The sequence below is a fragment of the Paenibacillus chitinolyticus NBRC 15660 genome (genome assembly GCF_000739915.1).
GTDB lineage: Bacteria > Bacillota > Bacilli > Paenibacillales > NBRC-103111 > Paenibacillus_F > Paenibacillus_F chitinolyticus.
In genome coordinates this window covers 641,514-664,861 of the sequence record NZ_BBJT01000004.1, presented here as the reverse complement: position 1 = coordinate 664,861, position 23,348 = coordinate 641,514, and the positions used below count along the sequence as shown (strand labels likewise).

24 protein-coding genes are annotated in these 23,348 nt (G+C 49.5%); 20 read left to right on the top strand and 4 right to left on the bottom strand.

The genetic code is table 11. From position 1 onward, the window contains the following. Window positions 1-19 precede the first annotated feature (19 nt). From PCH01S_RS13000 to PCH01S_RS12955, 10 genes are all read left to right on the top strand, one after another. The gene (locus PCH01S_RS13000; RefSeq protein WP_042229850.1) at window positions 20-1,207 is read left to right on the top strand and encodes a glycosyltransferase family 4 protein; all 1,188 of its coding nucleotides are present in this window, start codon (window positions 20-22) and stop codon (window positions 1,205-1,207) included. Between the two features lie 28 nt (window positions 1,208-1,235). Then, window positions 1,236-2,531, top strand: a complete 1,296-nt coding sequence (locus tag PCH01S_RS12995; RefSeq protein WP_053228706.1) for a lipopolysaccharide biosynthesis protein — start codon at window positions 1,236-1,238, stop codon at window positions 2,529-2,531. After that, the gene (locus PCH01S_RS12990) at window positions 2,518-3,642 is read left to right on the top strand and encodes a glycosyltransferase family 1 protein (RefSeq protein WP_042229849.1); all 1,125 of its coding nucleotides are present in this window, start codon (window positions 2,518-2,520) and stop codon (window positions 3,640-3,642) included. The genes PCH01S_RS12995 and PCH01S_RS12990 overlap by 14 nt, the downstream gene beginning before the upstream one ends. A 96-nt stretch (window positions 3,643-3,738) precedes the next feature. Beyond that, on the top strand, window positions 3,739-4,683 hold the full coding sequence (locus PCH01S_RS12985) for an NAD-dependent epimerase/dehydratase family protein (RefSeq protein WP_042229847.1): 945 nt from the start codon (window positions 3,739-3,741) through the stop codon (window positions 4,681-4,683). A 20-nt stretch (window positions 4,684-4,703) separates the two neighbouring features. After that, on the top strand, window positions 4,704-5,891 hold the full coding sequence (locus tag PCH01S_RS12980; protein ID WP_042229846.1) for a glycosyltransferase: 1,188 nt from the start codon (window positions 4,704-4,706) through the stop codon (window positions 5,889-5,891). A 1-nt stretch (window position 5,892) separates the two neighbouring features. Further along, the gene (locus PCH01S_RS12975) at window positions 5,893-6,906 is read left to right on the top strand and encodes an NAD-dependent epimerase (protein ID WP_042229845.1); all 1,014 of its coding nucleotides are present in this window, start codon (window positions 5,893-5,895) and stop codon (window positions 6,904-6,906) included. Between the two features lie 47 nt (window positions 6,907-6,953). Then, window positions 6,954-7,847, top strand: coding sequence for a UTP--glucose-1-phosphate uridylyltransferase GalU (gene galU, locus PCH01S_RS12970; RefSeq protein ID WP_042229844.1), 894 nt, complete (start codon window positions 6,954-6,956; stop codon window positions 7,845-7,847). Between the two features lie 4 nt (window positions 7,848-7,851). Next, the gene (gene tuaD / locus PCH01S_RS12965; RefSeq protein ID WP_042229843.1) at window positions 7,852-9,186 is read left to right on the top strand and encodes a UDP-glucose 6-dehydrogenase TuaD; all 1,335 of its coding nucleotides are present in this window, start codon (window positions 7,852-7,854) and stop codon (window positions 9,184-9,186) included. Between the two features lie 257 nt (window positions 9,187-9,443). Then, window positions 9,444-9,983: a VanZ family protein gene (locus tag PCH01S_RS12960; protein ID WP_042229841.1), complete on the top strand. Its 540-nt coding sequence runs from the start codon at window positions 9,444-9,446 to the stop codon at window positions 9,981-9,983. A gap of 89 nt (window positions 9,984-10,072) precedes the next feature. Continuing rightward, on the top strand, window positions 10,073-10,291 hold the full coding sequence (locus PCH01S_RS12955; protein WP_042229840.1) for a hypothetical protein: 219 nt from the start codon (window positions 10,073-10,075) through the stop codon (window positions 10,289-10,291). 316 nt (window positions 10,292-10,607) lie between these two features. Here PCH01S_RS12955 and PCH01S_RS12950 read toward each other — a convergent pair whose 3' ends face one another. Next, complete coding sequence (locus tag PCH01S_RS12950) at window positions 10,608-11,021, bottom strand: DUF2621 domain-containing protein (RefSeq protein WP_042229966.1); 414 nt, start codon at window positions 11,019-11,021, stop codon at window positions 10,608-10,610. Window positions 11,022-11,189: 168 nt separating this feature from the next. Between PCH01S_RS12950 and PCH01S_RS12945 the strand changes: the two genes are divergently transcribed. After that, window positions 11,190-12,317 carry a deoxyribonuclease IV gene (locus PCH01S_RS12945; protein WP_042229838.1) on the top strand — a complete coding sequence of 376 codons (1,128 nt, stop codon included), beginning with the start codon at window positions 11,190-11,192 and terminating at the stop codon, window positions 12,315-12,317. A gap of 82 nt (window positions 12,318-12,399) precedes the next feature. Beyond that, window positions 12,400-13,287, top strand: coding sequence for a formyltetrahydrofolate deformylase (purU, locus tag PCH01S_RS12940; RefSeq protein ID WP_042229837.1), 888 nt, complete (start codon window positions 12,400-12,402; stop codon window positions 13,285-13,287). 122 nt (window positions 13,288-13,409) lie between these two features. On the opposite strand, the gene PCH01S_RS12935 is transcribed toward purU, so the two are convergent. After that, window positions 13,410-13,871, bottom strand: a complete 462-nt coding sequence (locus tag PCH01S_RS12935) for a hypothetical protein (RefSeq protein WP_042229836.1) — start codon at window positions 13,869-13,871, stop codon at window positions 13,410-13,412. A gap of 154 nt (window positions 13,872-14,025) precedes the next feature. On the opposite strand from PCH01S_RS12935, the gene tkt reads away from it, so the two are divergent. Both tkt and ppnP read left to right on the top strand, forming a co-directional pair. Then, window positions 14,026-16,047 (top strand): transketolase, encoded by a 2,022-nt coding sequence (gene tkt / locus PCH01S_RS12930; RefSeq protein ID WP_042229835.1) that lies wholly within the window; start codon window positions 14,026-14,028, stop codon window positions 16,045-16,047. Window positions 16,048-16,126: 79 nt separating this feature from the next. Continuing rightward, complete coding sequence (ppnP, locus tag PCH01S_RS12925) at window positions 16,127-16,444, top strand: pyrimidine/purine nucleoside phosphorylase (protein ID WP_009672106.1); 318 nt, start codon at window positions 16,127-16,129, stop codon at window positions 16,442-16,444. A 583-nt stretch (window positions 16,445-17,027) separates the two neighbouring features. Here the strand turns inward: ppnP and PCH01S_RS12920 are convergent. Continuing rightward, window positions 17,028-17,927: an NAD(P)-dependent oxidoreductase gene (locus PCH01S_RS12920; RefSeq protein ID WP_042229834.1), complete on the bottom strand. Its 900-nt coding sequence runs from the start codon at window positions 17,925-17,927 to the stop codon at window positions 17,028-17,030. 360 nt (window positions 17,928-18,287) lie between these two features. On the opposite strand from PCH01S_RS12920, the gene PCH01S_RS12915 reads away from it, so the two are divergent. The 3 genes from PCH01S_RS12915 to PCH01S_RS12905 all read left to right on the top strand — a co-directional run bounded on the left by PCH01S_RS12915 (window position 18,288) and on the right by PCH01S_RS12905 (window position 21,154). Next, a complete protein-coding gene (locus PCH01S_RS12915) occupies window positions 18,288-19,643 on the top strand; it encodes a glucose-6-phosphate isomerase (RefSeq protein WP_042229833.1) in 1,356 nt (451 codons plus the stop codon). Window positions 19,644-19,839: 196 nt separating this feature from the next. Further along, window positions 19,840-20,478: a YigZ family protein gene (locus PCH01S_RS12910; RefSeq protein ID WP_042229832.1), complete on the top strand. Its 639-nt coding sequence runs from the start codon at window positions 19,840-19,842 to the stop codon at window positions 20,476-20,478. A 34-nt stretch (window positions 20,479-20,512) separates the two neighbouring features. After that, the gene (locus PCH01S_RS12905) at window positions 20,513-21,154 is read left to right on the top strand and encodes a TetR/AcrR family transcriptional regulator (protein WP_042229830.1); all 642 of its coding nucleotides are present in this window, start codon (window positions 20,513-20,515) and stop codon (window positions 21,152-21,154) included. Here the strand turns inward: PCH01S_RS12905 and PCH01S_RS12900 are convergent. Continuing rightward, window positions 21,135-21,536 carry a secondary thiamine-phosphate synthase enzyme YjbQ gene (locus PCH01S_RS12900; RefSeq protein WP_042229829.1) on the bottom strand — a complete coding sequence of 134 codons (402 nt, stop codon included), beginning with the start codon at window positions 21,534-21,536 and terminating at the stop codon, window positions 21,135-21,137. The two genes, PCH01S_RS12905 and PCH01S_RS12900, sit on opposite strands and share 20 nt — an antisense overlap. 204 nt (window positions 21,537-21,740) lie before the next feature. Between PCH01S_RS12900 and PCH01S_RS12895 the strand changes: the two genes are divergently transcribed. From PCH01S_RS12895 to PCH01S_RS12885, 3 genes are all read left to right on the top strand, one after another. Further along, window positions 21,741-21,965, top strand: coding sequence for a DUF1128 domain-containing protein (locus PCH01S_RS12895; RefSeq protein WP_042229828.1), 225 nt, complete (start codon window positions 21,741-21,743; stop codon window positions 21,963-21,965). 236 nt (window positions 21,966-22,201) lie between these two features. Beyond that, window positions 22,202-22,492, top strand: coding sequence for a hypothetical protein (locus tag PCH01S_RS12890; RefSeq protein WP_042229827.1), 291 nt, complete (start codon window positions 22,202-22,204; stop codon window positions 22,490-22,492). A gap of 162 nt (window positions 22,493-22,654) precedes the next feature. Next, window positions 22,655-23,341, top strand: coding sequence for a hypothetical protein (locus tag PCH01S_RS12885; protein ID WP_042229826.1), 687 nt, complete (start codon window positions 22,655-22,657; stop codon window positions 23,339-23,341). The last annotated feature ends 7 nt before the right edge of the window (window positions 23,342-23,348 follow it).

Sequence of the window (23,348 nt, the reverse complement as noted above, 5' to 3'; positions counted from 1 at the left end):
TAATGTAGGAGACGAAGGAATGGAGACGGATAGAAAGAGAATCGCCTTTGTAGCTACTGTATTTGGGCACCTGGAGGCTTTTCATATTCCTTACATGACTTTGTTAAAAAATAAGGGATATGAAGTCCATGCTTTCGGTGCTGTAGATCATGGCTATCCGGGAATCAGCAACCGATTTAAGAGTTTTCCAATTTCTTTTAACAAAAACCCATTTCATAAAGACAACTGGGAAGCATATATGGACTTGGTTTCTTATTTTAAGGAAAACGAGTATAGCATGGTTCATTTTCATACTCCCATTGCCAGTATAGTCGGGAGGTTGGCAGCCCGGAAGGCTAAGATACCTTCAGTAGTCTATACGGCACACGGCTTTCATTTTCATGGAGGCGCACCGCTTTTAAATTGGCTGCTGTATTATCCGGCTGAACGAATAATGGCTAGGTATACTGATTATCTTATTACAATAAATAAGGAAGATTATTTGAGAGCCAAGAGATTTAAAGTAAGAAAAGAGATTATCTATCTGCCTGGAATAGGTGTAGACACTTCAGCATTTGACAGTAAAATTTCACAGGAAGATTCCCAGTCTTTACGGAAGTCATTGGGAATGCAGAACGGTGATTTTATTGTGACTTGTATCGCTGAATTAAATAGCAACAAGAATCAGGAGCAGCTCATTAGGGCGGTCCATATATTGGTCTCCAGGTATCCCCACTTGAAATGTTTATTCATCGGGCAGGGAAACAAGGCTGAATATTATAAAGACCAAGTCGCAACGCTTCAATTAAACGATCATATTCAATTCCTTGGCTTCCGTAGAGACATACCTGAGTTGTTGGCCATTAGCCAAGTAGTAGCGCTTGTTTCAAAAAGAGAAGGTCTGCCAAAGGCTTTATTAGAGGGCATGTCGGCCGGAAAAGCTCTTTTTGGAACTGATATAAGAGGCATCAGCGATCTGATAACAGATGGAAAAAACGGTTTTTTAGTAGAAGTTTCTAACATTCCCCAGTCTGTAGAGGTTCTGGAGAGTATGCTTCAAGATCCGCAAAGGATTGATGAGATGGGATTACAGAGTAAATGTCTTGTCAGCAAATATGATCTTTCCGTGGTTATTAGCGAAATGAATGATATTTATGAAAAAGCATTGTCTAAAAATGTAATTGGGTATATCACGGCAAATGGGGAACCTGCAGAGCTTAGTAAGTAATTGATCGTATAGAGGGTGTAAACACATTTTGGATTCTAAAAGCGATATAAAAGCCCAGGGACCAGTGAAATCTTTGTCACTTAAAATGAACTTTTCTTGGACCTTTGCTGGAAACTTATTTTACGCCATTTGCCAATGGGCAATGCTTTCTGTTATGGCTAAATTAGGAACCGCTGAGATGGTCGGTCAATTTTCCCTTGGGTTAGCGATTACTGCTCCTGTTTTTATGTTTACAAATCTGCAGCTTCGTGGGATTCTGGCATCAGATCGTAAAGATGAATATACTTACGGTCAATATTTTGGTCTAAGATTAACGGCTACCCTAATAGCCTTTTTAACCATCGTAGGAATATCTTTTCTCGGTCCTTACAATTGGGAGACGGCGGTGGTCATTGTTTTGATCGGTTTAGCTAAGTCGGCGGAGGCCATGAGTGAAATTGCTTTCGGTTTGATGCAAAAGCATGAGCGAATGGATAAAATATCGCTATCTTTAATAGCTAAAGGAATTATATCTTTACTGCTATTAATAATTCTTCTTTGGCTGACCCAAAATATTATCCTCGGTATGGTCAGCTTTGCCTTATCCGCCATTTTGCTTTTTTTAACCTATGATTTAACTAATTCAAGAAATTATGATTCCACCAAGATTATTCTAAATCTTCACGAACTTAAGAAATTAATTAAAACAAGTCTGCCTATGGGCTTAGTCATGCTTCTAATTTCATTAAATGCGAACATACCGAGATATTTCATTGAACACGGGATGGGGACAGATAAATTAGGATACTTTTCGGCTATATCATATATGATGATGGCGGGTACGACGGTTGTCAGTGCTCTCGGACAATCAGCTGTTCCCAGGTTCGCAGGATACTACGCTGAAGCTAAGTGGGGTATGTTCCGTAGCCTGATGATAAAACTTGTTATGATAGGTACCATCCTTGGAGTCTCCGGTGTTTTTATTGTGTTGGTGTTTGGAAAAGAAATGCTAACCATTATTTATAAGCCGGAATATGCTTCCTATCAAAGTGTCTTCATCTTGATCATGATTGGAGCGGGAATAAGTTATATCAGCTCGTTTTTAGGTTACGGACTCACTTCAGCGAGGTTGTTTTCTGTCCAGCCGTATATATTTCTTGTCGTTTGTTTAACGACTCTTCTAGCTTCCTATTGGCTGATCCCGCTATGGGGATTGGAGGGAGCGGCAGTAGCTGTAATAGTAGGCAATGTTATCAACCTTGCAGGTTGTATGACAGCCAATTCATTCATTTTAGGAAGATTAAAGGGCTCTCAGGAGGTTAGAACGGTTAATGAAGCCAATTAGAATTCTGCATGTAGTCAGAATTATGAATCGCGGTGGTGCGGAAACGCTTATTATGAACCTGTATCGTCAGATTGATAGGAACCAAATTCAATTTGATTTTGCTGTAAGTTCAGATAAACCTGGCGATTATGACAACGAAATACGGGAATTGGGAGGGCGGATTATCATCCATCCACATCCCACAACTGAGGGAATCATAGCTTTTCAGAAGAGTTTCCTTAATACTTTAAGAAGTCATGGTCCTTATCAAGCCGTTCATAGCCATGTCTATACGTTTAGCGGATTCGTACTGAAAATAGCAAAAAAAGAAAATATTCCGGTTCGTGTTGCTCACTGTCATACCACACAAGACGGCCATGGCCATAATCCTATGAGGGCGATGTACCGCTGGTATGCGAGAAAAATGATCCTTACGTATTCTAATCATATGATTGGCTGTTCAAAAGCAGCTAGTGAAGCATTATTCGGGAAAAATTGCTTTAGCGATCCTAGAGTGCAGGTACTCGCCAACGGAATTGATTTAGAACCTTATAAAGCGTTGAATAGCCAGGCAAAATCGGAAGTTAGAAGGAGACTTGGACTTCCTGTTGACAGTAGAATAATAGGCCATATCGGTCGTTTCTCGGAAGTTAAAAATCATAAAAAGATCATTGAAATTTTTGAGTGCGTAGTAAAGGCTAGACCCGACACTCAATTGGTATTGGTTGGAGACGGGCCGTTGAAAGCTGCTGTAGAAGAGGATGTAAAGAACAGAGGATTGGGAAAAAAAATTCACTTTATGGGTGTGCGTAAAGAAATTCCGGAAATTCTAAAAGCTATGGATGTATTTTTAATGCCTTCTCTTTTTGAGGGAGTTCCGGTTGTTTTAATTGAAGCACAAGCTTCGGGTCTGCCTTGTATTGTCTCCAATACTATTACAAAAGCAGCAGATTTAAGCAGCAGCCATTTTAAATTTTTAAGTTTAGAGGATTCCGCTGAACATTGGGCTGATGAAGTCATAGATTTTCTAGAGAATGATTTGCCAGAGTGGGATATGCGGGAAAAAGCAATACAACAAGCAGGGTATGATATCCGGACAGTTGTGAATAAACTAAGTGCTGTATACATGTAACCAAAATATTAAGGGGCCCTCCTACAGAGGGCTCTTTTATGTTGGAAGTTTTACCAATGTTTTTTGCATAGAAATAAAATTATCGGAGGTCGGGAAATGAAAGTACTGGTTACAGGCGGAGCCGGATTTATAGCATCCCATATTACGGATAAATTGATCGAACAAGGACATGATGTTGTATGCGTGGACAATTTATCGACAGGCACTGAAGAAAATATTAATCCACAAGCTACCTTCTATAAAGAAGATATTACATCCGATAATATAAGAGAAATTTTTATTATTGAGCGTCCCGAATGTGTTATTCATCATGCCGCACAAATTGATGTTCAAAAATCAATTAGATATCCGGTTGAGGATGCGAAGATAAATATCCTGGGAACCATTAATATCTTAGAAAGCTGCAAAGAAGCGGGAACCAAAAAAATAATCTATGCTTCTTCTGCAGCTGTGTACGGAGATCCGCAATATCTTGGAGTAGATGAAATTCACTCTATAGTTCCTTTGTCTCACTATGGAATTTCCAAATATACTCCGGAGCATTATATTAAAGCTTACGAAAAATTGTATGGACTTAGGTACACAATTTTGAGATATGCCAACGTGTATGGCACTCGGCAAATATCTAAAGGCGAAGGCGGGGTTATCTCTATTTTTGTGGAGAATCTGCTTAATAATAATTCTCCTATCATATTTGGAGACGGTGAACAAACCAGGGATTTTATTTACGTCGAGGATATTGCTGCAGCAAATGTAGCGGCCTTAACTTTTGGTGATAACTTCGTACTTAACGTAAGCACAAATGAAAGAACAAGTATCAACCAATTGGTCAATATGCTTAATCGCGTCGCTAACACAGAACTTCCAATAGTTTATCGTGAAGCCAGAAATGGAGACATTGTGCATAGCTGCTTAGATAATACTTTGGCTAAGTTGGAACTGAAATGGGCCCCGAAATTCACTTTGAAAGAAGGACTCCAAAAGACGGTTTCTTACTATGCTTTGAAAAGAGAATTGCAGCCGCAAGTCCAAGTTCTATAATGAATGAAGGAAGGATTTCAATGAAACTTACCTTTGCTTATGATGTGGTTATCGAGCATTTAGAGGGAACGGAACAGTACTTTCATAATTATTTTGACTATACGGTTTGGCAGAGATATTTAAGTGTTTTTGATACGATAGAAGTAATTTCTAGACAAAAAGAAGTGGATTCAGGAAGCAGACAAAACTTAAAAGTTTCAAGCGGGCCGGAAGTCACTTTTTTAAAAGCGCCGTCTTTAAGTGATCCCGTTTCTATGATTACAAAAAGAAAAGAAGTTATAGAGATAATAAAAAAATCACTTTCTACCACTGATGCAATGATAGTAAGACTTCCGAGCGAAATTGGCCCATTGGCGGTGGAAGTAGCTAAATCGATAGGGAAGCCATACGCGGTTGAAGTAGTAGGTCATGCTTGGGATGCGCTTTGGAATTATGGAAACTGGAAGGGAAAGGTTTACGCTCCGATCATGACATGGAAGATGAAGAAGACAGTGAAAAACGCTCCATTTGCTCTCTATGTAACACGTGAATTTTTACAAAAGCATTATCCAACTAAGGGCCATTCGATAAATTGTTCCAATGTAGAGCTCCCGTCCCTTCCTAAAAGTATTCTAGAGGATAGAAAAGTTGTTATGGACGGTAATAACGATACTATAAAGATTGGCCTAATTGGTTCTATGGTGTCAAAATATAAAGGCATTGATATTGCTCTCCAAGGCCTTCATTTGATTAAAGATGAAATTTCATTTGAATTTCGTGTTATTGGAGAAGGGAATCCCACAGAATGGGATGAGTTAAGCAGGAATCTTGGTATTCGCAATAAAGTTAAATTTTATTCTCCAGTTCCTAGCGGAGAACCTATCTTTAAATGGTTGGATGATCTTGACTTGTATATTCAACCCAGCTTTCAAGAGGGACTGCCACGAGCCTTGATTGAAGCCATGAGCCGTGCATTACCAGCTATAGGGTCTGATGTCGGAGGAATACCGGAATTGCTTTCTCCAGATTGTGTATTTAAAGCAGGTAACGCTGAAGAATTGGCTTCTATTTTATTAAGGATGGTCCGAGACAGACAAAAACGTGAAAAAGAAAGTGAAAAAAACTTCAAGACGGCGTTAGAATATACGAACCTTATACTTAACGAACGAAGAACAACATTCTGGGGTGAATTCAGTCAGTTTGCTGAATCATTCAAAAAGGTGATGTAATATGATCTTAGTTACCGGTGCTGCTGGTTTTATCGGTTTTCATCTGGTCCACAAACTTTTAGACGAAGGACAGATTGTTGTAGGTTTAGACAATCTGAACGACTACTACGACGTTCAATTGAAAAAAGACCGGCTTGCACAATTAGGTAAGCGGCCATCCTTTCATTTTGTAGAAGGGGATTTAGAAAACGCAGATGCGGTAAATTCCCTTTTTGAAGCGCATAAACCTGCCGTTGTTATTAATTTGGCTGCACAAGCGGGTGTCCGCTACAGTCTGGAGAACCCTTCGGCATATATTTCTTCGAATATTGTCGGGTTTACCAATATACTTGAAGCTTGCCGTACGTATAAGGTGAAACATCTAATCTACGCTTCGTCTTCTTCTGTATACGGGCTCAATAAGAAAATTCCATTTTCGGTGGAAGACTCTGTAGATCATCCGGCCAGTCTCTACGCAGCGACTAAAAAGTCTAACGAATTGATGGCCCATACCTACAGTCATTTATTCGGGATACCGAGTACGGGCCTGCGCTTTTTTACAGTTTACGGACCATGGGGAAGACCGGATATGGCTTATTTTTCTTTTACTCAAAAGATTCTGCAGGGTAAGCCTATTGCGGTGTTCAATCATGGAGATATGCGTCGTGACTTCACTTATATCGATGATATTGTGGAAGGAATAGTTCGGCTTGTGGATCACCCGCCGCAAAGCAAGACAGGAGCAGACGGGGAGAAGGCCGCTCCTTACAGCATTTATAACATCGGAAATAACAAACCGGTCCCTTTAATGAAGTTCATTCAAGTACTGGAGGATTGCCTGGGCCAAAAGGCGGTCATAGATTTTCAGCCCATGCAGCCCGGTGATGTAAAAGAAACATTTGCTGATATCGATGCGTTGGCAAAAGAAGTGGGGTTTGCTCCGTCCACATCCATTGAGGTCGGATTGAAACGTTTTGTGGAATGGTATACGGAGTACTATAAGACATCGGAAAAAAGTGTGACGCAGACCAGGTAGCTAATCAACCCTGGTCTTTTTTATTTCATTGGGTCTAGGAGGGAACCATGACAATCAAAAAGGCGATCATTCCCGCAGCCGGTCTTGGGACCAGGTTTCTGCCGGCAACGAAAGCGCAGCCCAAAGAAATGCTTCCCATTGTGGATAAACCGACTATTCAATATATCGTCGAAGAGGCCATTGCCTCGGGAATTGAAGATATCCTGATCATAAGCGGCCGGGGTAAACGTGCGATCGAAGACCATTTCGATAAATCTTTTGAGCTGGAAGAAACATTGGAGCAAAAAGGGAAATTAGAAGATCTGAAGCAAATTCAGGCAATCTCGAATTTGGCGAACATTCATTATGTGAGGCAGAAGGAACCGAAAGGGCTTGGACACGCGATCCTGTGCGCCAAGTCTTTTATCGGTCAAGAACCTTTTGCCGTACTGCTTGGAGACGATATTGTTCAGGCGGAAACTCCTTGCACCGCCCAGCTAATTGAAGTCTATGAAAAATACAAGTCAACGGTAGTCGGCGTTCAGTGGGTTGCGGATAAAGATGTTAACAAATACGGCATCGTAGACGCGGGCAAAGAAATTGTTGATCGCCATGTAATCCCTGTCCGATCTCTCGTCGAGAAACCGCAGCCGTCGGAAGCGCCGTCCAATTATGCCATAATGGGCCGCTATATTCTGACTCCCGAAATCTTTAACATTCTGGAGACGCAGCAGCCTGGAGCCGGAGGGGAAATACAGTTAACGGACGCTATAAGAAGACTAAATGAGAACCGGCCCACATTTGCTTACGAATTTGAAGGAATCCGTTATGATGTCGGGGATAAATTAGGTTTTATCAAAGCGACAATCGATTTTGCGCTTCAAAGGCCGGATTTAAGCAGTGATTTATACCGTTACATAAGGGAGATATACGAGAAGGATCTTATTCTACAAGGAGGCTGACAGGATGAGCACTATTGGAGTCATTGGAACAGGATATGTCGGGCTGGTATCCGGAACTTGCTTCTCGGAAGTTGGTCATCAGGTCATTTGTTGTGATATAGATGAAGCGAAGATCGCTAAACTGCAAAGGGCTGAGATCCCGATTTACGAGCCGGGTCTTGAAGAACTGGTAAAGCGGAATACAAATTTAAATAGACTTTCCTTTTCTTCTGATATAGCCTCCGTTATCCACAGGAGCGACGTCATCTTTATTGCAGTGGGAACGCCGATGTCACCAAGCGGAGAGGCTGATCTGAGCTATGTAAGAGCAGCCGCTGCTGCTATAGGGCAGAGTATTCGTGACTATAAGGTGATTGTTACCAAAAGTACGGTTCCTGTCGGAACGGGAAGACTCGTTCAGGAGATCATTCGGAGCAATCAGTCAGATCCTTCTATCCCGTTCGATGTCGCGTCCAATCCGGAATTTCTACGCGAGGGTTCGGCTGTCCATGATTGCATGAACATGGAGAGAGCCGTTATCGGGGCGACGAGCGACAGAGCGGCCGAGATCATAGCCAGGCTGCATGATCCTTTCCGTACAACGATTTTTAAAACGAGTCTGGAGAGCGCGGAGATGATTAAATATGCAGCGAATACGTTTCTGGCTGCTAAAATTTCATTTATCAACGCGATTGCCAATATTTGCGAAAGAGTTGGAGCGGATGTGACCGAAGTAGCCAAAGGGATGGGGCTGGACAGCCGCATCGGTAACAAATTTCTTCAAGCGGGCATTGGTTACGGGGGAAGCTGTTTCCCTAAAGACACCCATGCTTTAAAGCATATAGCCGATGTTTCCGGCTACGATTTTAAGCTTCTTGAGGCTGTTATCGAGACGAATGACAAGCAAAGAATGCTGGTTATTGAGAAATTGGAAAAGGCGATCGGCAATCTGACCGACAAGAAAATCGCTGTACTGGGCCTTGCCTTCAAACCCAATACAAACGATGTAAGGGAAGCACCTTCTCTTACGCTTATTCCCAAGTTACTGGAGAAAGGGGCTCGCGTCCAGGCGTATGATCCTATTGCGGTGGAAGAGGCGCGCTGCTATCTGCCCGATAGTGTGGTATACACCCAAGATCTGTACGACGCCGTTAGGGACTGTGATGCCTGCGTGATTCTGACCGAATGGAAAGAAGTCGTCACGATGGAACTCGATCATATCCGCGAGCTATTACGAAAACCTGTAATTATCGACGGAAGGAACTGCTTTGCATTGGAGAGAATGAGGCAGGAAGGGTTTGAATATTACTCCATCGGGCGGCCCGAAGTTCTTGCTCCAAACGCAGTTCTTTCCGTGTAAACCAAAAGCGGGGGGCTAATATGGATAATCATTCGAATCAGTTGCTTGTACATTTGCAGCAATTCATTGAAAAAGTCGAGAGGCAGCCGGCCCCATTCTCCCATCTTCAAGTAAAACCATTCGTTGAGGATTTAAAGGATATTTTACTGCCTCATCTTTCCGAAAAATCAGGTTCGTCCAATTAGCGATTCCCCCAACGATCTTTACGGTCGGATGGGGGAATTTTTTTATTTAGCACGGAAATGGAAGTGATACTAATGACGCATCGCAGCCGGTTGCGATTTTTTGTTCTGTTCGGGCTTCCTCTTCTCGTCTGGATGGCGGTTATTTACCATTTTTCTTCGGAGCCATACAGCAAGCAGAATCTTAGGCCCTGGTTAAAGCAGGAGTTTTCCGATAAACGTATTAACCAGCTCTTTTCGGAATCCAAGATTCAATATAACGGGAAGGAGGTAAGTATCCGAAAGAGCGGAACGTGGGGATTCGTGGAATTTTTCATCCGCAAAGCCGCCCATTTATTCGTTTATGGGGTACTTGCTGTTCTGATTGCCCGTTTGCTGCATAGAGGACTGGGACAAAGTAAATTAGCCGTCTATGTTACGGTGATTTTGGCCTCGGCTTTGTTTGCAGGTTTGGATGAATTCCATCAATCCTTTGTTTCACAAAGAACCGCCGCAACCGAAGACGTTATCCTGGACACCTGCGGTGCCCTTCTAGGTACAGCGATGTATTATTTTTTTCTAAAAATTCTACAAAAATCTCGTAAAAACGCACCGAATTACCCAAAAACTTCTTGATTTGTTACAAAACGTATCTTATAATAATTTATAAATACAGAATGTAACAAGTTGCGACAACAAGAAGCAAAATGAAGAGGTGTGTGAGAATGAAAGCTTTGGATTTGGTCTACTGCATTCACTGCGGTTCGATTGTGTCCCGGATACAGGCGGATCATATTTTCAAAACCGGATTTTACCGGGTGTCGATACCGCTGGCAAGCTGCAAAGGCTGTGCAGCCCCGAATTCGAACACCACGAGCTGTCACGATCTGCCGCATCATGGACGTTTGAACGAGTACGAGACTCGCCTTCCGTTGATGGCGTAATGCAGAACCGGGTTACATGCTCCCCAAGTCGGTAACGTTCAGGTCAGGGAAAGTAGGATGAGAAGAATGGTTGTTGAGGGGGATAAGGCATGGAAGCCTTGGCTCCGCTGGCTGATCAGCTCGCTTTATTTGCTTCTGGGGATCGTTTCATTGACGCTGGGCCTCTGGCTGTTCTAGTCGATCCCGGTCGTGTTGTGTGCCGCTTTGACTTTGCGAAAAAAAATGACCGCTCCTGTCCCGAGAGGGCCGAGCGGTTTTTTTGGCGTGTATCCGGATCGGTCTGCCTGAAATCTTCCTGCGAGTATGGATAGAAGGATCAGGAATTGATCAGATGTTTGTAAGGCGTGTAGTCAATTTTCTCGCGTTCAAGGAAATTCATCAGGCTCCGGTAATCCCGCTTGGGAGTGGCGATGATATAACCTTTGATGCAGTGCTCGCGCGTAACTTCCGCCGCCTCTTCTTCCAAGGCGATCTGCCCGATTTTGGCCGCGATGGAGTGCTTGGCGATGTCACGGAACGGGCCGGGCACAGGGGCGACAAGTTTGTTAAGAAAGGCTTTGGAATCGTCCGTCCACATATGGCGGGATTTCTCCACGTAGTAGTTCTGCCAGTCGAGCTTGGATTTTCCGTCGGCCTTCGGCAGCACCTTCAGGAATTTACGGAACATAAAATATCCGCCGATCGCCATCAGACCAATGAGGACAAGGGGCCAGAAAGTAATAAACCACATAAACAGGGAGTTGTTCAAAACTCGTCACCTCGGAATCTATATATTCCCGCGCGGGGCCAGGTTTAAGCACTGGATCTCTCTTGAAATTATACCTTATTTCTGGCTTTCTTGCGACATTGCCTGTAAAATAGGGGGAAAAGATTTTACTAAGCAAGGAGCCAATTCCCTATGATTAAAATCGGTTCACACGTTTCATTTTCCGACAAAGGTTTGCTGAATGCGGCCCGGGAAGCTGTCTCGTACGGCTCCGGCACATTCATGATCTACACGGGTGCACCTCAGAATACACGGCGCAAGCCTATTGAAACGCAATATATCGAAGAGGGCCGGGAAGTCATGCAGGAGCACGGGATCGGCGAGATCGTCGTTCATGCCCCTTACATTATCAACCTGGGTTCCTACAAAGACAACACGTACGAGCTGGCGGTCCAATTCCTGCAGGATGAAATCCGCCGCACGGACTATCTGGGCGTGAAAAATATCGTGCTTCATCCCGGCGCGTTTACGGACAAGGATGCGGAGTACGGCCTCGCCCGCATTTCGGAAGGGCTTAACGAAGTCCTCGCCGGCGTCAAGGACACGGGTGTGCATATCGCCCTGGAAACTATGGCGGGCAAAGGCACAGAGATGGGCCGCAGCTTCGAGGAGCTGGCGCAGATTATCGACAAGGTCGAAGACAACGGCCGCTTGACGGTATGTCTGGATACGTGCCATATCCACGATGCAGGGTATGATGTCGTAGGCGACCTGGACGGCGTGCTGGATCAGTTCGACCGCGTGGTCGGTCTGGACCGCATCGGGGTCGTCCACCTTAACGACAGCAAGAACCCGCGCGGCGCGTCCAAAGACCGCCATGCTCCGGTCGGAGCGGGCTGGATCGGCTTCGAGGCGATGAACCGCGTCGTTCATCACGAGAAGCTGCTCGGCCTGCCGATGATCTTGGAGACTCCGTGGATCGGGAAGGACCCGAAAACCCAGCGTCCGATGTACGAAGCGGAAATCGCGCTGCTCAGCGGAACCGTCCTGGAACGTTTCGGCGCATCCTTTGTGGAAGACGTGGAGCGGCTGGCTTCCTTTTTCGAGAAGAAAGAGGTCGATTCGCGCGGCTTCGTCTTGCAGACCTGGGAGCTGCTCAAAACCGACGCGAAAGCCAAGAAAGCGGACGGGCGCGAACCGATGGAGCGCTTGTACGACATGATCGCGGAAGAGCGTCTGTTCCCGGAGCTGTCCGAAGAGCAGATCAATCAGCGCCTGACGGCATGGTTTGCGGGCAAAGATCTGCTGAAATCTCTGTAAGTTAACGGGCAACTCCGTTTTCATCACCGGCTAGACCCGGATAGGTTACTATTTTGCAGGTACAAAGGAGAATCCAGTAGAGATGGCAGCAGCAAACACGTCCGGCGCAGCCGGCAAACAAAACCGCGGCAGAATGCTCATTTCCTGCCCGGACCGGCCTGGAATCGTGGCCGCGGTATCCAAATTTTTGTCCGACTACGGGGCGAACATCGTCCAGTCGGACCAGTACACCATGGACCCGGAAGGCGGCATGTTCTTTATCCGGATCGAATTCGACTTAACCGACCTTGAGCAGCGCAAGCCGCGGCTTGAGGCCGATTTTGCCGGAGTGGCGGCGGAATTCTCTATGGACTGGAGCCTGTCGCTGGCCAGTCAGAGAAAACGTCTGGCGATCTTCGTGTCCAAAGAAGATCACTGTCTGCTGGAGCTTCTGTGGCACTGGCGTGCCGGGGATCTCGACGCGGACATCGCCATGGTCGTCAGCAACCACCCGGATATGGCGCCGCTCGTCGAGCCGTTCGGTATTCCGTACCACCATATTCCGGTAACTCCGGATACGAAGGCCGAGGTGGAGAAGCGCCATCTGGAACTGCTCGAAGGCCAGGTGGATCTGATCATCCTCGCCCGGTACATGCAGATTATTCCACCTTCTTTTATCAAGCATTACCAGAACCGGATCATTAATATTCATCATTCCTTCCTTCCGGCTTTCGTCGGAGGCAAACCTTACGCGCAGGCTCACGGGCGGGGAGTTAAGCTGATCGGGGCGACCGCGCATTACGTGACCGAGGAGCTGGATGGAGGTCCGATCATCGAGCAGGACGTGCAGCGCGTCAGCCACCGCGACAATGTCGACGATTTGAAGCGCATCGGCCGTCATATCGAGCGGATCGTCTTGGCAAGGGCCGTTTCCTGGCATACGGAAGACCGCATCCTCGTTCATCAGAACAAAACGGTCGTCTTCAGCTAACGCCGCAGCCGTGGAGCGATATCGCATCAAGGCTTTTCAGAAAAAAATCCGAAGAAGGCTTCTATGCCGCTTCGGATTTTATTAAAGGAGCATCCCCCTGGACTGTGCCGCTTTAAAGCGGGTCATTCCTTTTTAGAGGCTCGAAGAGCTTTTGTGCCTAAAACGGCGAGTATCACGCCGTAAAGAAGGTGTCCCGCGATCCACCAGATCATGGCGGTTACATCCGAAAGGACGGGTGTTTTCGCCGATACGGCCAGTTGGGTAAGAGGTACGAACAAGGGGATAGGCGAGATACCGAGCAGGATCCCGGGCAGCCACGGTTTTTCCGTACATCTGAGCAGAATCGCGTACAGGAAACCGATAAGGACCGACACGGCCAGATGCAGGGTCAGTTCGAACCATTCAGGCTGATCGCCCCCAAGACCCGGGATAAAGTCGACATTGAGCAGAAGCGTATAGACGCGGGAACCTGCAAAGAATTCCACGGCTTTAAAAAACAGAGCGAGTGCGGCCCCGGGCACCAGCCCGAAAGCAAAGCCCCGCGCGACAAGCGTGTTTCCGTTTTCAAAAAAAGGGCGGCTCATCCGCGTTTCACTCCTCTTGCCCGAATGCGGGCGCTTACACGGCGGGCCTGACATTGCGGTTTCGGATTTTAGCTTTATAATGGAACTAAAGCTTCAATATTGGTGATAATATCAACAACAGTATAACACGAGACTATTCCTAGGAGGATACACCATGTCTGCAAGCAATACGCCTATTCAGGAACTTGCCGTTCACACGATCCGTACACTCGGAATCGACGCTATCGAGAAAGCCAAGTCCGGTCACCCCGGCATCGTTATGGGAGCCGCGCCTATGGCTTATACGCTGTTCGCGAATCAAATGAAACATAATCCGGCCAACCCGACATGGATCAACCGCGACCGCTTTGTCCTGTCCGCAGGCCACGGTTCCATGCTGCTTTACGCGATTCTGCACCTGACGGGTTACGATCTTCCGATGGAAGAAATCAAAAATTTCCGCCAGTGGGGAAGCTTGACTCCGGGACATCCCGAGTTCGGTCACACGGCGGGCGTAGACGCGACAACCGGTCCGCTCGGACAAGGTATCGGCATGGCCGTGGGTATGGCGATGGCCGAAGCTCATCTGGCAGGCCTGTACAACCGTGAAGGTTACCCGGTTATCGATCACTATACATACGCCATCTGCGGAGACGGCGATATGATGGAAGGTGTATCTTCCGAGGCCGTATCACTGGCCGCAACCCTTAAACTGGGCAAGCTGATCATGATGTACGACTCCAACGACATTTCGCTTGACGGCGATCTGCACGTTTCCTTTACCGAAAATGTTCAAAAGCGTTTCGAAGCATACGGCTGGCAGGTGCTCCGCGTAGAAGAGCAAAACGACCTGGAAGCCCTCAATCGTGCGGTTGAAGAGGCGAAAGCCGACACGACCCGTCCGACTCTGATCGAAGTGAAAACGACGATCGGCTACGGCAGCCCGAACAAAGGCGGCAAGGGCGGACATGCCGGACCGCACGGTTCCCCGCTCGGTCTGGAAGAAGCCAAGCTGACGAAGGAATTCTACAAGTGGAACTACGAAGAAGATTTCTATGTTCCTGAAGAAGTCCGCGAGCATTATGCGGCGGTTAAAGAAAAGGGCATCCAGGCCGAACAGGCATGGAAGAAGCAGTTCGACGACTACCGCAAAGCTTTCCCTGAGCTCGCCGAGCAGTTTGAACTGGGCGAAAGCGGCAAGCTTCCGGAAGGCTGGGACCGCGATCTTCCGGTGTACACGCCGGAAGACAAAGCTCTGGCTACGCGCGCCGCTTCCGGTAACGCGCTGAACGCCATAGCGAAGAACGTGCCGTTCTTCTTCGGGGGTTCCGCCGACCTGGCAAGCTCCAACAACACGGAGATCAAGAACGCTCCGATCTTCAACGCGGAAAATTACGCGGGCCGCAACATCTGGTTCGGGGTGCGCGAATTCGGAATGGGCGCCGCCCTGAACGGAATTTCCCTGCACGGCGGTCTCCGCGTATACGGCGGCACGTTCTTCGTGTTCTCCGACTACCTGCGTCCGTCGATCCGTCTGGCCGCCCTGATGAAGCAGCCGGTGATCTACGTCTTCACGCACGACAGCATCGGCGTAGGCGAAGACGGCCCGACTCACGAGCCGGTCGAACAGCTTGCGGCCCTCCGCGTCATTCCGGGCATGACCGTTCTCCGTCCTGCGGACGGCAACGAGACGAGCGAAGCTTGGCGTTATGTGATGGAGCACAACGACGGACCGTACGCGCTCATTCTCACCCGCCAAAACCTGCCGCAGCTCGAAGGCTCCGCCAAATATGCGCGCGAGAACCTCTCCAAAGGCGCTTACGTCGTATCCGACGCGCCTAACGGCAAGCCGGACGCGCTTATCCTTGCGACGGGCTCGGAAGTCCAGCACGGTGTAGCCGCTCAGAAACTGCTCGCCGAAGAAGGCATCCAAGTACGCGTCGTCAGCATGCCGAGCTGGGAACTGTTCGAGAAGCAGTCCCAGGAGTACAAGGATTCCGTCCTGCTTCCGGACGTCAAAAAACGCCTCGGCGTAGAGATGGCTTATCCGCTCGGATGGGAGCGTTATGTAGGCGACGAGGGCTCTATCCTCGGCATCAGCACGTTCGGCGCTTCGGCTCCGGGCGATCTGCTCATCAAGGAATTCGGATTTACGGCAGAGAATGTCGCCAAGCGCGTCAAAGAACTGCTTAAATAAATACAAGAATGCCATCCGGACGACCGCTTTCACAGGGTCGTCCTTATGTGCAGCCGCCAATCACGAGGGGGAGAACAGGTTGTCGAATTTCGAAGGAGTTACCGTAGTCAAGAAAGCGAACGTTTATTTTGAGGGGAAAGTGACCAGCCGCGCCGTTCTGTTCGCGGATGGCACGAAGAAGACGCTGGGCATCATGCTTCCGGGGGAGTATGAATTCGGTACGGACTCCAAAGAGATCATGGAAATCCTGGCCGGCGACCTGAGCGTCCTCCTTCCCGGCGAATCCGATTGGACAGACATTCAGGGTGAAGGGGAGTTTACCGTCCCGGCAAACGCGAAATTCAAGCTGAAAGTCCGGACCGTCACGGATTACTGCTGCTCCTACATCGCGGAATAAGCTTCCGGTTTTAGCTGCGTCTGCGGCTATACGCGCCGGCAGGTACATGCACCGCGGCAGCACACGATTGCGGGCATGCGCAGCGGGTATACGCGCCCGCAGGTGTATGCAAACGCGGCAGCACGCGGTTGCGGGCATGTGCAGCGGGTATACGCGACAGCAGGTACATGCAGCGCAGGCAGCACGCAGCCGCAGGCAACAGAAAAGGCCCTACCGAACGCAGCGTTCGGTAGGGCCTTTCTTGCCATGCGGAGCTCTCGGCACGCGGTGGTTGGCTTCGCATGACGGTGGTTCGCCGGAGCCGCGGTTTCAGCAGCGTGTACCCCCTAGGGATCTCGCGACCGCACGCAGGCGGAGCGGCGAGCTTACGCCGCCTATGCTGAATTGTTTTACACGGTACGCGGCATCACCCCGATAAACGCCGATAAAACCGAAGCGCGGTTACCGATACTGTTAACGGACGGATGATGCGTACTAAACGGTGGTGAGCCCCTAAACGGCGCATAAATCACGAAGCAAGCGGAGATGCAAGTCCCGTCTGCCGTTACGTTGGTACCCACCGGAACCGGCTAAAAGGCGAGCTTTACTGCCCGCCTTTTTTCTCCACGCGCTCGTTCATCCATTCCTCGTAGCACTGGATGGCGGCGGCCAGGTCTTCCTCGCCTAGGCCCTTGCTCAGGCCCATCTGGAAGACGGTGGTGGCTGCATGCAGCATGGGAGCGGGCAATTGGAATTTGCCTGTCAGGTCCGACGCCAGCAGCAGATCCTTCAGCATCAGCTTCAGCGAGAACTGGTTGCTGAAATCGCGCTCGAGGATCTTCGGGCCTTTGAGCTCGGCCTGCTTGCTGTTCCCGGAACCCGCCTGCACGATTTGCAGGAACTGCTCCGGGGCAAGGCCTGCTTTCGTCGCGATCGAGAGGCCCTCCATCAGGCCGATCGCGTTGATGCCCACAATCGTGTTGTGGGCCAGTTTCGTATAGGAGCCGGAACCGGACGGCCCCATGTAAAGCACCTTGCTGCCGAGATCGCTCAGCAGCGCGTGCTGGGCGTCGAACACGGGGCGGTCTCCGCCGACCATGAACACGAGCGTCGCCGCTTCCGCAGCGGGCTTGCTTCCCGTTACGGGCGCGTCCAGGAAGTACGCCCCGCGTTTGCCCAGATCGGCGTGAAGACGCTGGCTGAGGGCCGGGGAAACGGTGCTCGAATCAATCACGGTAAGGCCTTCACCGGCCTTCTCCAGAACCCCATTCTCGCCGTAAAAAACGCTCTCGATGGCGGAATCGTTGCTTAGCATCGTGAACAGAACCTCGGCGCCGGAGACGGCTTCCGCAGGGGTTGCGGCAAGCGAAGCGCCCGCCTGGACGAGCTCCGCCGCTTTATCGGCACTGCGGTTGTATACGGTGACCGCGTACCCTTTGCGGAGCAGATTCAGGGCCATCGGAGCGCCCATGGTGCCTAATCCGATAAATCCGATTTGTTTCATCACTAATCACCTCGTTTAGAGTCACGCCAGACACGATAATTTCACTTGCAGTTTGTCCGGAAAGCTTTTATAGTAAGGAATCAATGCATGCGAAGCCGATGCGCCGGGTGTTTCCGGAGAATAAATCCGCCATCCTGGCAATACTACCGGAGGGTTGTCCGGCAGGCCCGCCCACACGTATCCGTTCCATGTAGCCTTCCCCGCAAGCGCTCGGATGAAGGTACGGCACTAGGCGTTTTTCCTATTGTAGCACGTTTTGCAAAGAGGCAGCATGCCTTGGGGGCGCGACTTGCGGACAGCGGCACAGAAGCGGTATGCTAGAGGAAAGAACCAAGTATAAGAACCGAGGAGGAGAGAAAGTTGACCCAGAAGCTGCAATTTGATTACAGCAAGGCGCTTGACTTCGTTGCCCAGCACGAAATTGATTACCTGGCCGGGCCGATCCGTACCGCACATGACCAACTGCATAACGGAACCGGAGCCGGTAGTGATTATTTAGGGTGGATCGATCTTCCGGTCGCTTACGACAAAGAAGAGTTCGGCAGAATCCAGAAGGCGGCGAAACAAATTCAATCCGATTCCGAGGCGCTTGTCGTGATCGGCATCGGCGGTTCCTACCTGGGGGCCCGTGCGGCGATTGAAATGCTGTCCCATTCTTTCTATAACCTGCTTGATAAAGACAAGCGTAAAACTCCGGCCGTGTACTTCGTCGGCCAGAATATCAGTTCTACATACGTAACGCACCTTCTGCAGCTGCTGGAAGGCAAGGACTTCTCCGTAAACGTCATTTCCAAATCCGGAACGACGACGGAGCCGGCGATTGCTTTCCGTATTTTCCGCGAGCTGCTGGAGAAAAAATACGGCAAGGAAGCCGCGCGCAAGCGCATCTACGCGACGACTGACCGCGAGAAGGGCGCTCTTAAGCAGCTTGCCAACGGCGAAGGCTACGAGTCCTTCGTTATCCCGGACGACGTGGGCGGACGCTACTCCGTGCTGACGGCCGTAGGCCTGCTCCCGATCGCCGTGGCCGGCATCGACATCGAAGAAATGATGAAGGGGGCGGCCGATGCACGGGAAGCTTTCTCCAATCCCGAGCTGAGCGAGAATGCGAGCTACCAGTACGCGGCTGTCCGCAACGCCCTCTACCGCAAAGGCAAAACGACGGAGATTCTCGTGAACTACGAGCCTTCTCTGCATTATGTATCGGAGTGGTGGAAACAGCTTTACGGCGAGAGCGAAGGCAAAGACAACAAAGGGATCTTCCCGGCTGCCGTCGATTTCACGACTGACCTTCACTCCATGGGCCAATTCATCCAGGAAGGCACCCGCAACCTGTTTGAAACGGTTCTGTTCGTAGACCAGTCCGCAGAGGAGATCGTCATCGGAACCGATGAAGAGAACTTGGACGGGCTTAACTTCCTGAGCGGCAAGACGATGGATTTCGTAAACAAAAAAGCGTTCCAGGGTACGATGCTGGCTCACTCGGACGGAGGCGTGCCTAACCTGATCGTGACACTGCCCGACACTTCGGCTCACACGTTCGGTTACATGGTTTACTTCTTCGAAAAAGCCTGCGGCATCAGCGGCTACCTCCTCGGAGTGAATCCGTTCGACCAGCCGGGTGTGGAAGCCTACAAGAAAAACATGTTTGCCTTGCTGGGCAAGCCCGGTTACGAAGAAGACAAAGCGAAATTGGAAGCCCGCCTCAACGACTAGTTTCGTCTAGACAGAACCCGTATCGGGCTCTGTGAGCGGGTTTTGAACGAGAACAGGCCTTTTCCTTCGGGAATAGGTCTGTTTTTTGTTGGAAATAATATTAGAACTAAATTAACTATTGTACTAATATTCTGATTTGTGTAAAATGATATGAAACAGAAGGCGCATTCGTCAGGAAATGGAATGAAGAAGCGGCATGATAGCATCCTACAGAACGGTACAAAAGCATGGAGCCGATGAAATTATCATCAAACGTTCCCGGTTTATCGGTCAGGCGTTGCCGGTTTCGTCCGAAGAGGAAGCGCTTGCTTTTATCGCCGGCGTGAAGAAAGAACACTCGATGGCGACTCACAACTGCTCCGCTTACATGATCGGGGAACGCAACGAGATTCAGAAACAGTCTGACGACGGGGAGCCGAGCGGCACAGCCGGCAAGCCGATTCTCGAAGTGATCCGCAATATGGATCTCAAGAATGTGGCCGTAGTCGTCACCCGGTATTTCGGCGGTATTATGCTGGGAGCCGGAGGGCTGATCAGAGCCTACACGGATGGCGCCGTCGCGGGAATACAGGCCGCGTTGCCCGTTTACAAAGTAAGTCATCAGGAACTGCTCGCTGAAATCGATTATACTTGGCTGGGTAAAGTGGAGAATGAGCTGCGGAACCGCAACATGCGGATGGGCGATACGGAATTTACCGACAAGGTGATCCTCCGGTGCTATCCCTTATCTGCCGAGGCGGATTCTTTTGCCGACTGGTTTACCGATTTGACCCAAGGTCAAGGAAACATCATACGCGGCGAACATACATATATCGAACATAGCGAGCTACCCTAACAATTTCATACACCACCGAAGCGGAGGGATTCTTATGGCGAGGAAGGCAGTCGCTCAGGAACTTAGCAGAGAGCGGATTCTTGAAGAGGCCAGGGAGTTATTCGTAACTCGCGGTTATCGCGCTTTAACGATGCGAAGCATCGCTAAAGCAATGGGTTACAGCCATGGCGCGTTATACTATCATTTTAGAGAAAAAGCAGAGCTGTTCAATGCGCTCATTCTGGAGGATTTCAGCATACTTCTGCAGCGGCAGCGGCAAATCATCGTCGAATCCGCTGTTCTCGGGGTTCCCCTGCTGCAGAAACTGATGATGGAGTTTATCCGGTTCGGGTTGGAGAATCCGAATCACTACGAAATCATGTTTATGATCCGGGACGAGGAGCTGCGTCAGTACTCTCGTACCGAGCAGGCGAAATGTTTCGATCTGTTTGCCACGGTCGTACGCCAGGTCATTTCGGGAATGCCGGACAAGGAAGATCAGGAATACCGGCTCCCATGGAACTTGTTCATGTCTATGCACGGATTTATCTCGCATTCCATTCATTACGGACAGACGTACGAGCTGGTGGAACAGCTTGCCGAAGAGCATGTACAGCTGCTGTGCAGCAACATGGTCTCTACGGCGGCCCGTTCCGAATCTTCTAAAGTCAGTCTGGTCAATCACGAATCAGCTTAACGGTAAACGTACGGCTGCGGGGTCCGTCAAATTCGCAGAAGTAGATTCCCTGCCAGCGGCCCAACTGAAGGCGGCCTCCGCGGATAAATACGGTTTGCGAGGCTCCGACGGTCATGGCTTTCAGATGAGCGGCCGTATTGCCTTCCGCATGACGGTCGCGCGGATGCTCCCAGGGAAACACTTCATCTAAGCGCATGAGCACATCTCTTTTTACATCGGGATCGGCATTCTCGTTGATCGTAATTCCTGCCGTTGTATGAGGGCAGTATACGATAGCGGTGCCGTCTTCCAGACTCATGTCCTGAACCAGCCTAGCCACGATGTCTGTAATTTCAACCATTTCGTCCCGTTTGCGGGTAACAAGATCATAGGTATGCAGCATAAGCGAATTTCCTCCTTGCGGCGTTTGTAACCGGCGTGCAGTAAAGATTGGATGCATAGGAAGCCGAGCGGGCTGCGCATCCTCTTATATGCACGGCATGGTCAAGCCCGGATCTGGGTCAGATTCTATCGTAACGGACGGGATTTCCGGTGTCAAAACGTGTTACAATGAAAGCATAACCGGATAACGAGAGGATGAAACGCATTGGATTTGGCGGTATGGTCGGAACAGAATGTAGAGTATATGTTCGACGAAATCAAAACCAAACTGAGAATGGCGACAGGCGGTTCGATTAAAGCGTCCAACTTTAGCCAGGAACAATATGAAGATCTTAAGGATTTGTACGATCTGGTGATGAGCAAGCCTAATTTCAGCATTAGCGAAATTGACGCGATCACAACGGAACTGGGCAAGCTCCGCAAGGCCTGAAGCCTGCTTGCCCTTTTGCGAAAAGCCTTTCTGCATGGAGATGAATCTTCCGGCAGGGGGCTTTTTTCTATGAAAAAAAGACACCTTCCTTCAACTTGCACTCCTTGCATTCTCTCGGAAAGAATACCTTTACTCCATAAAAAAGGAAGAAGGGACAGCTATCCAATCGGGCCGTTAGCCGGCCGCATATGCTGTAGGGTAGCATGCATGATTCGCTGAAAAGGGAGGTAGACGGTATGAGTTCCAAACTTCGTAATGACGCGTCCAAGCTGGTCGGGCAGAACATCGTGGCCGTCCGCAAGGATGGGTCCATGGTAAGAGGCAAACTGGTACGTATTCAAGGTAACGAGCTGATTCTCGAGCCTCAAGAGGGAACCGCTCAAACAAAAGCGTTCGTTCCTCTCGTCTTGTTCGATTTGCTTGCCATCGGCACATCCCCGTTTGTCAACGGATTCGGTTACGGCGGCGGATTCGGCGGCGGATTCGGTTACGGCGGCGGTTTTGGCGGTCCCGGATTTTTCTGGTAAAGAGCGAGACAGTACAACAGGTTCCGTTTACGGGACCTGTTTTTTTATTTGCGGGCGGGCTTGACCAAACACTAAAGGCCCGGCTGCGGAATAGGCTGGTGTGTATAAGGCGGCGGGAAACGACGTTGCGTTTCTTGAAAGAAGCGGAAAGAGGGGAAGAAGATGAGCAGAGGAAAGAACGAGTTCGACTATGAAAAAGAGTGGGAACGAAAATTCGGATTTCGTTCCGGTGAGATTCCTTCGTTTTCCTCCATATTCGGAGGTGGAGAGACTTTGTTTACCGAGCTGTCCAAACGGATTTCAGAAGACCCGGAAAACACGGCGTGGCTGGACCAATGGCTGGATAAGCTTCTCCGGCAGGCGATGCCGGGCTACCGGATTCCGGAGTGGATGGGAACCGATTGGGAAAACGAGCCGGCCGGGGGGCCGGCGGGCCAGAACGCGCAGGGAAGCACGATGCCGCGCGGCGGGGAGAAACGCCGGGCGAGCGAGGATCACTCTGCCGCCGCCAAGCCTCCCGCGGCCATTCCCATCCCCGGCCTAAAGCCTGTTAAAGGCCTCGCTGCGGGAAGCAAGAAACGGCAAACCGCCAAGGTTAAGGCAGCGGAGTCTTTTGCCTACTCGATAACCGAGGACGGAAGCCGGCTGGTGGTAATCGTGCAGCAGCCGTCGGGGATACGCCCGGGAGAGATTGAACTGGCGGCGGACAGGCGGAGCATCCGTCTTAGCGGCAGCCGGGTCGGCGGGAAGCAGACCATCCGCCTGTTCAGGCCTATCCGGCCGGGTTCATGCCGGATGACCAGCGAAGACGACTCTCTGGTCATCCGGGCCGATTTGGCCCGCCGGTGACGGACGG

What these genes read in the sequence shown, in the direction of transcription:
- PCH01S_RS12960 (WP_042229841.1), top strand. Translation starts at nt 9,444, where the DNA reads ATGACGCATCGCAGCCGGTTGCGATTTTTTGTTCTGTTCGGGCTTCCT.
- PCH01S_RS12985 (WP_042229847.1), top strand. Translation starts at nt 3,739, where the DNA reads ATGAAAGTACTGGTTACAGGCGGAGCCGGATTTATAGCATCCCATATT.
- tkt (WP_042229835.1), top strand. Translation starts at nt 14,026, where the DNA reads ATGTCTGCAAGCAATACGCCTATTCAGGAACTTGCCGTTCACACGATC.
- PCH01S_RS12975 (WP_042229845.1), top strand. Translation starts at nt 5,893, where the DNA reads ATGATCTTAGTTACCGGTGCTGCTGGTTTTATCGGTTTTCATCTGGTC.
- galU (WP_042229844.1), top strand. Translation starts at nt 6,954, where the DNA reads ATGACAATCAAAAAGGCGATCATTCCCGCAGCCGGTCTTGGGACCAGG.
- PCH01S_RS12980 (WP_042229846.1), top strand. Translation starts at nt 4,704, where the DNA reads ATGAAACTTACCTTTGCTTATGATGTGGTTATCGAGCATTTAGAGGGA.
- PCH01S_RS12900 (WP_042229829.1), bottom strand. Translation starts at nt 21,536, where the DNA reads ATGCTGCATACCTATGATCTTGTTACCCGCAAACGGGACGAAATGGTT.
- PCH01S_RS12935 (WP_042229836.1), bottom strand. Translation starts at nt 13,871, where the DNA reads ATGAGCCGCCCTTTTTTTGAAAACGGAAACACGCTTGTCGCGCGGGGC.
- PCH01S_RS13000 (WP_042229850.1), top strand. Translation starts at nt 20, where the DNA reads ATGGAGACGGATAGAAAGAGAATCGCCTTTGTAGCTACTGTATTTGGG.
- PCH01S_RS12955 (WP_042229840.1), top strand. Translation starts at nt 10,073, where the DNA reads ATGAAAGCTTTGGATTTGGTCTACTGCATTCACTGCGGTTCGATTGTG.
- PCH01S_RS12945 (WP_042229838.1), top strand. Translation starts at nt 11,190, where the DNA reads ATGATTAAAATCGGTTCACACGTTTCATTTTCCGACAAAGGTTTGCTG.
- PCH01S_RS12920 (WP_042229834.1), bottom strand. Translation starts at nt 17,927, where the DNA reads ATGAAACAAATCGGATTTATCGGATTAGGCACCATGGGCGCTCCGATG.
- PCH01S_RS12910 (WP_042229832.1), top strand. Translation starts at nt 19,840, where the DNA reads ATGATAGCATCCTACAGAACGGTACAAAAGCATGGAGCCGATGAAATT.
- tuaD (WP_042229843.1), top strand. Translation starts at nt 7,852, where the DNA reads ATGAGCACTATTGGAGTCATTGGAACAGGATATGTCGGGCTGGTATCC.
- purU (WP_042229837.1), top strand. Translation starts at nt 12,400, where the DNA reads ATGGCAGCAGCAAACACGTCCGGCGCAGCCGGCAAACAAAACCGCGGC.
- PCH01S_RS12890 (WP_042229827.1), top strand. Translation starts at nt 22,202, where the DNA reads ATGAGTTCCAAACTTCGTAATGACGCGTCCAAGCTGGTCGGGCAGAAC.
- PCH01S_RS12885 (WP_042229826.1), top strand. Translation starts at nt 22,655, where the DNA reads ATGAGCAGAGGAAAGAACGAGTTCGACTATGAAAAAGAGTGGGAACGA.
- PCH01S_RS12950 (WP_042229966.1), bottom strand. Translation starts at nt 11,021, where the DNA reads ATGTGGTTTATTACTTTCTGGCCCCTTGTCCTCATTGGTCTGATGGCG.
- PCH01S_RS12990 (WP_042229849.1), top strand. Translation starts at nt 2,518, where the DNA reads ATGAAGCCAATTAGAATTCTGCATGTAGTCAGAATTATGAATCGCGGT.
- PCH01S_RS12905 (WP_042229830.1), top strand. Translation starts at nt 20,513, where the DNA reads ATGGCGAGGAAGGCAGTCGCTCAGGAACTTAGCAGAGAGCGGATTCTT.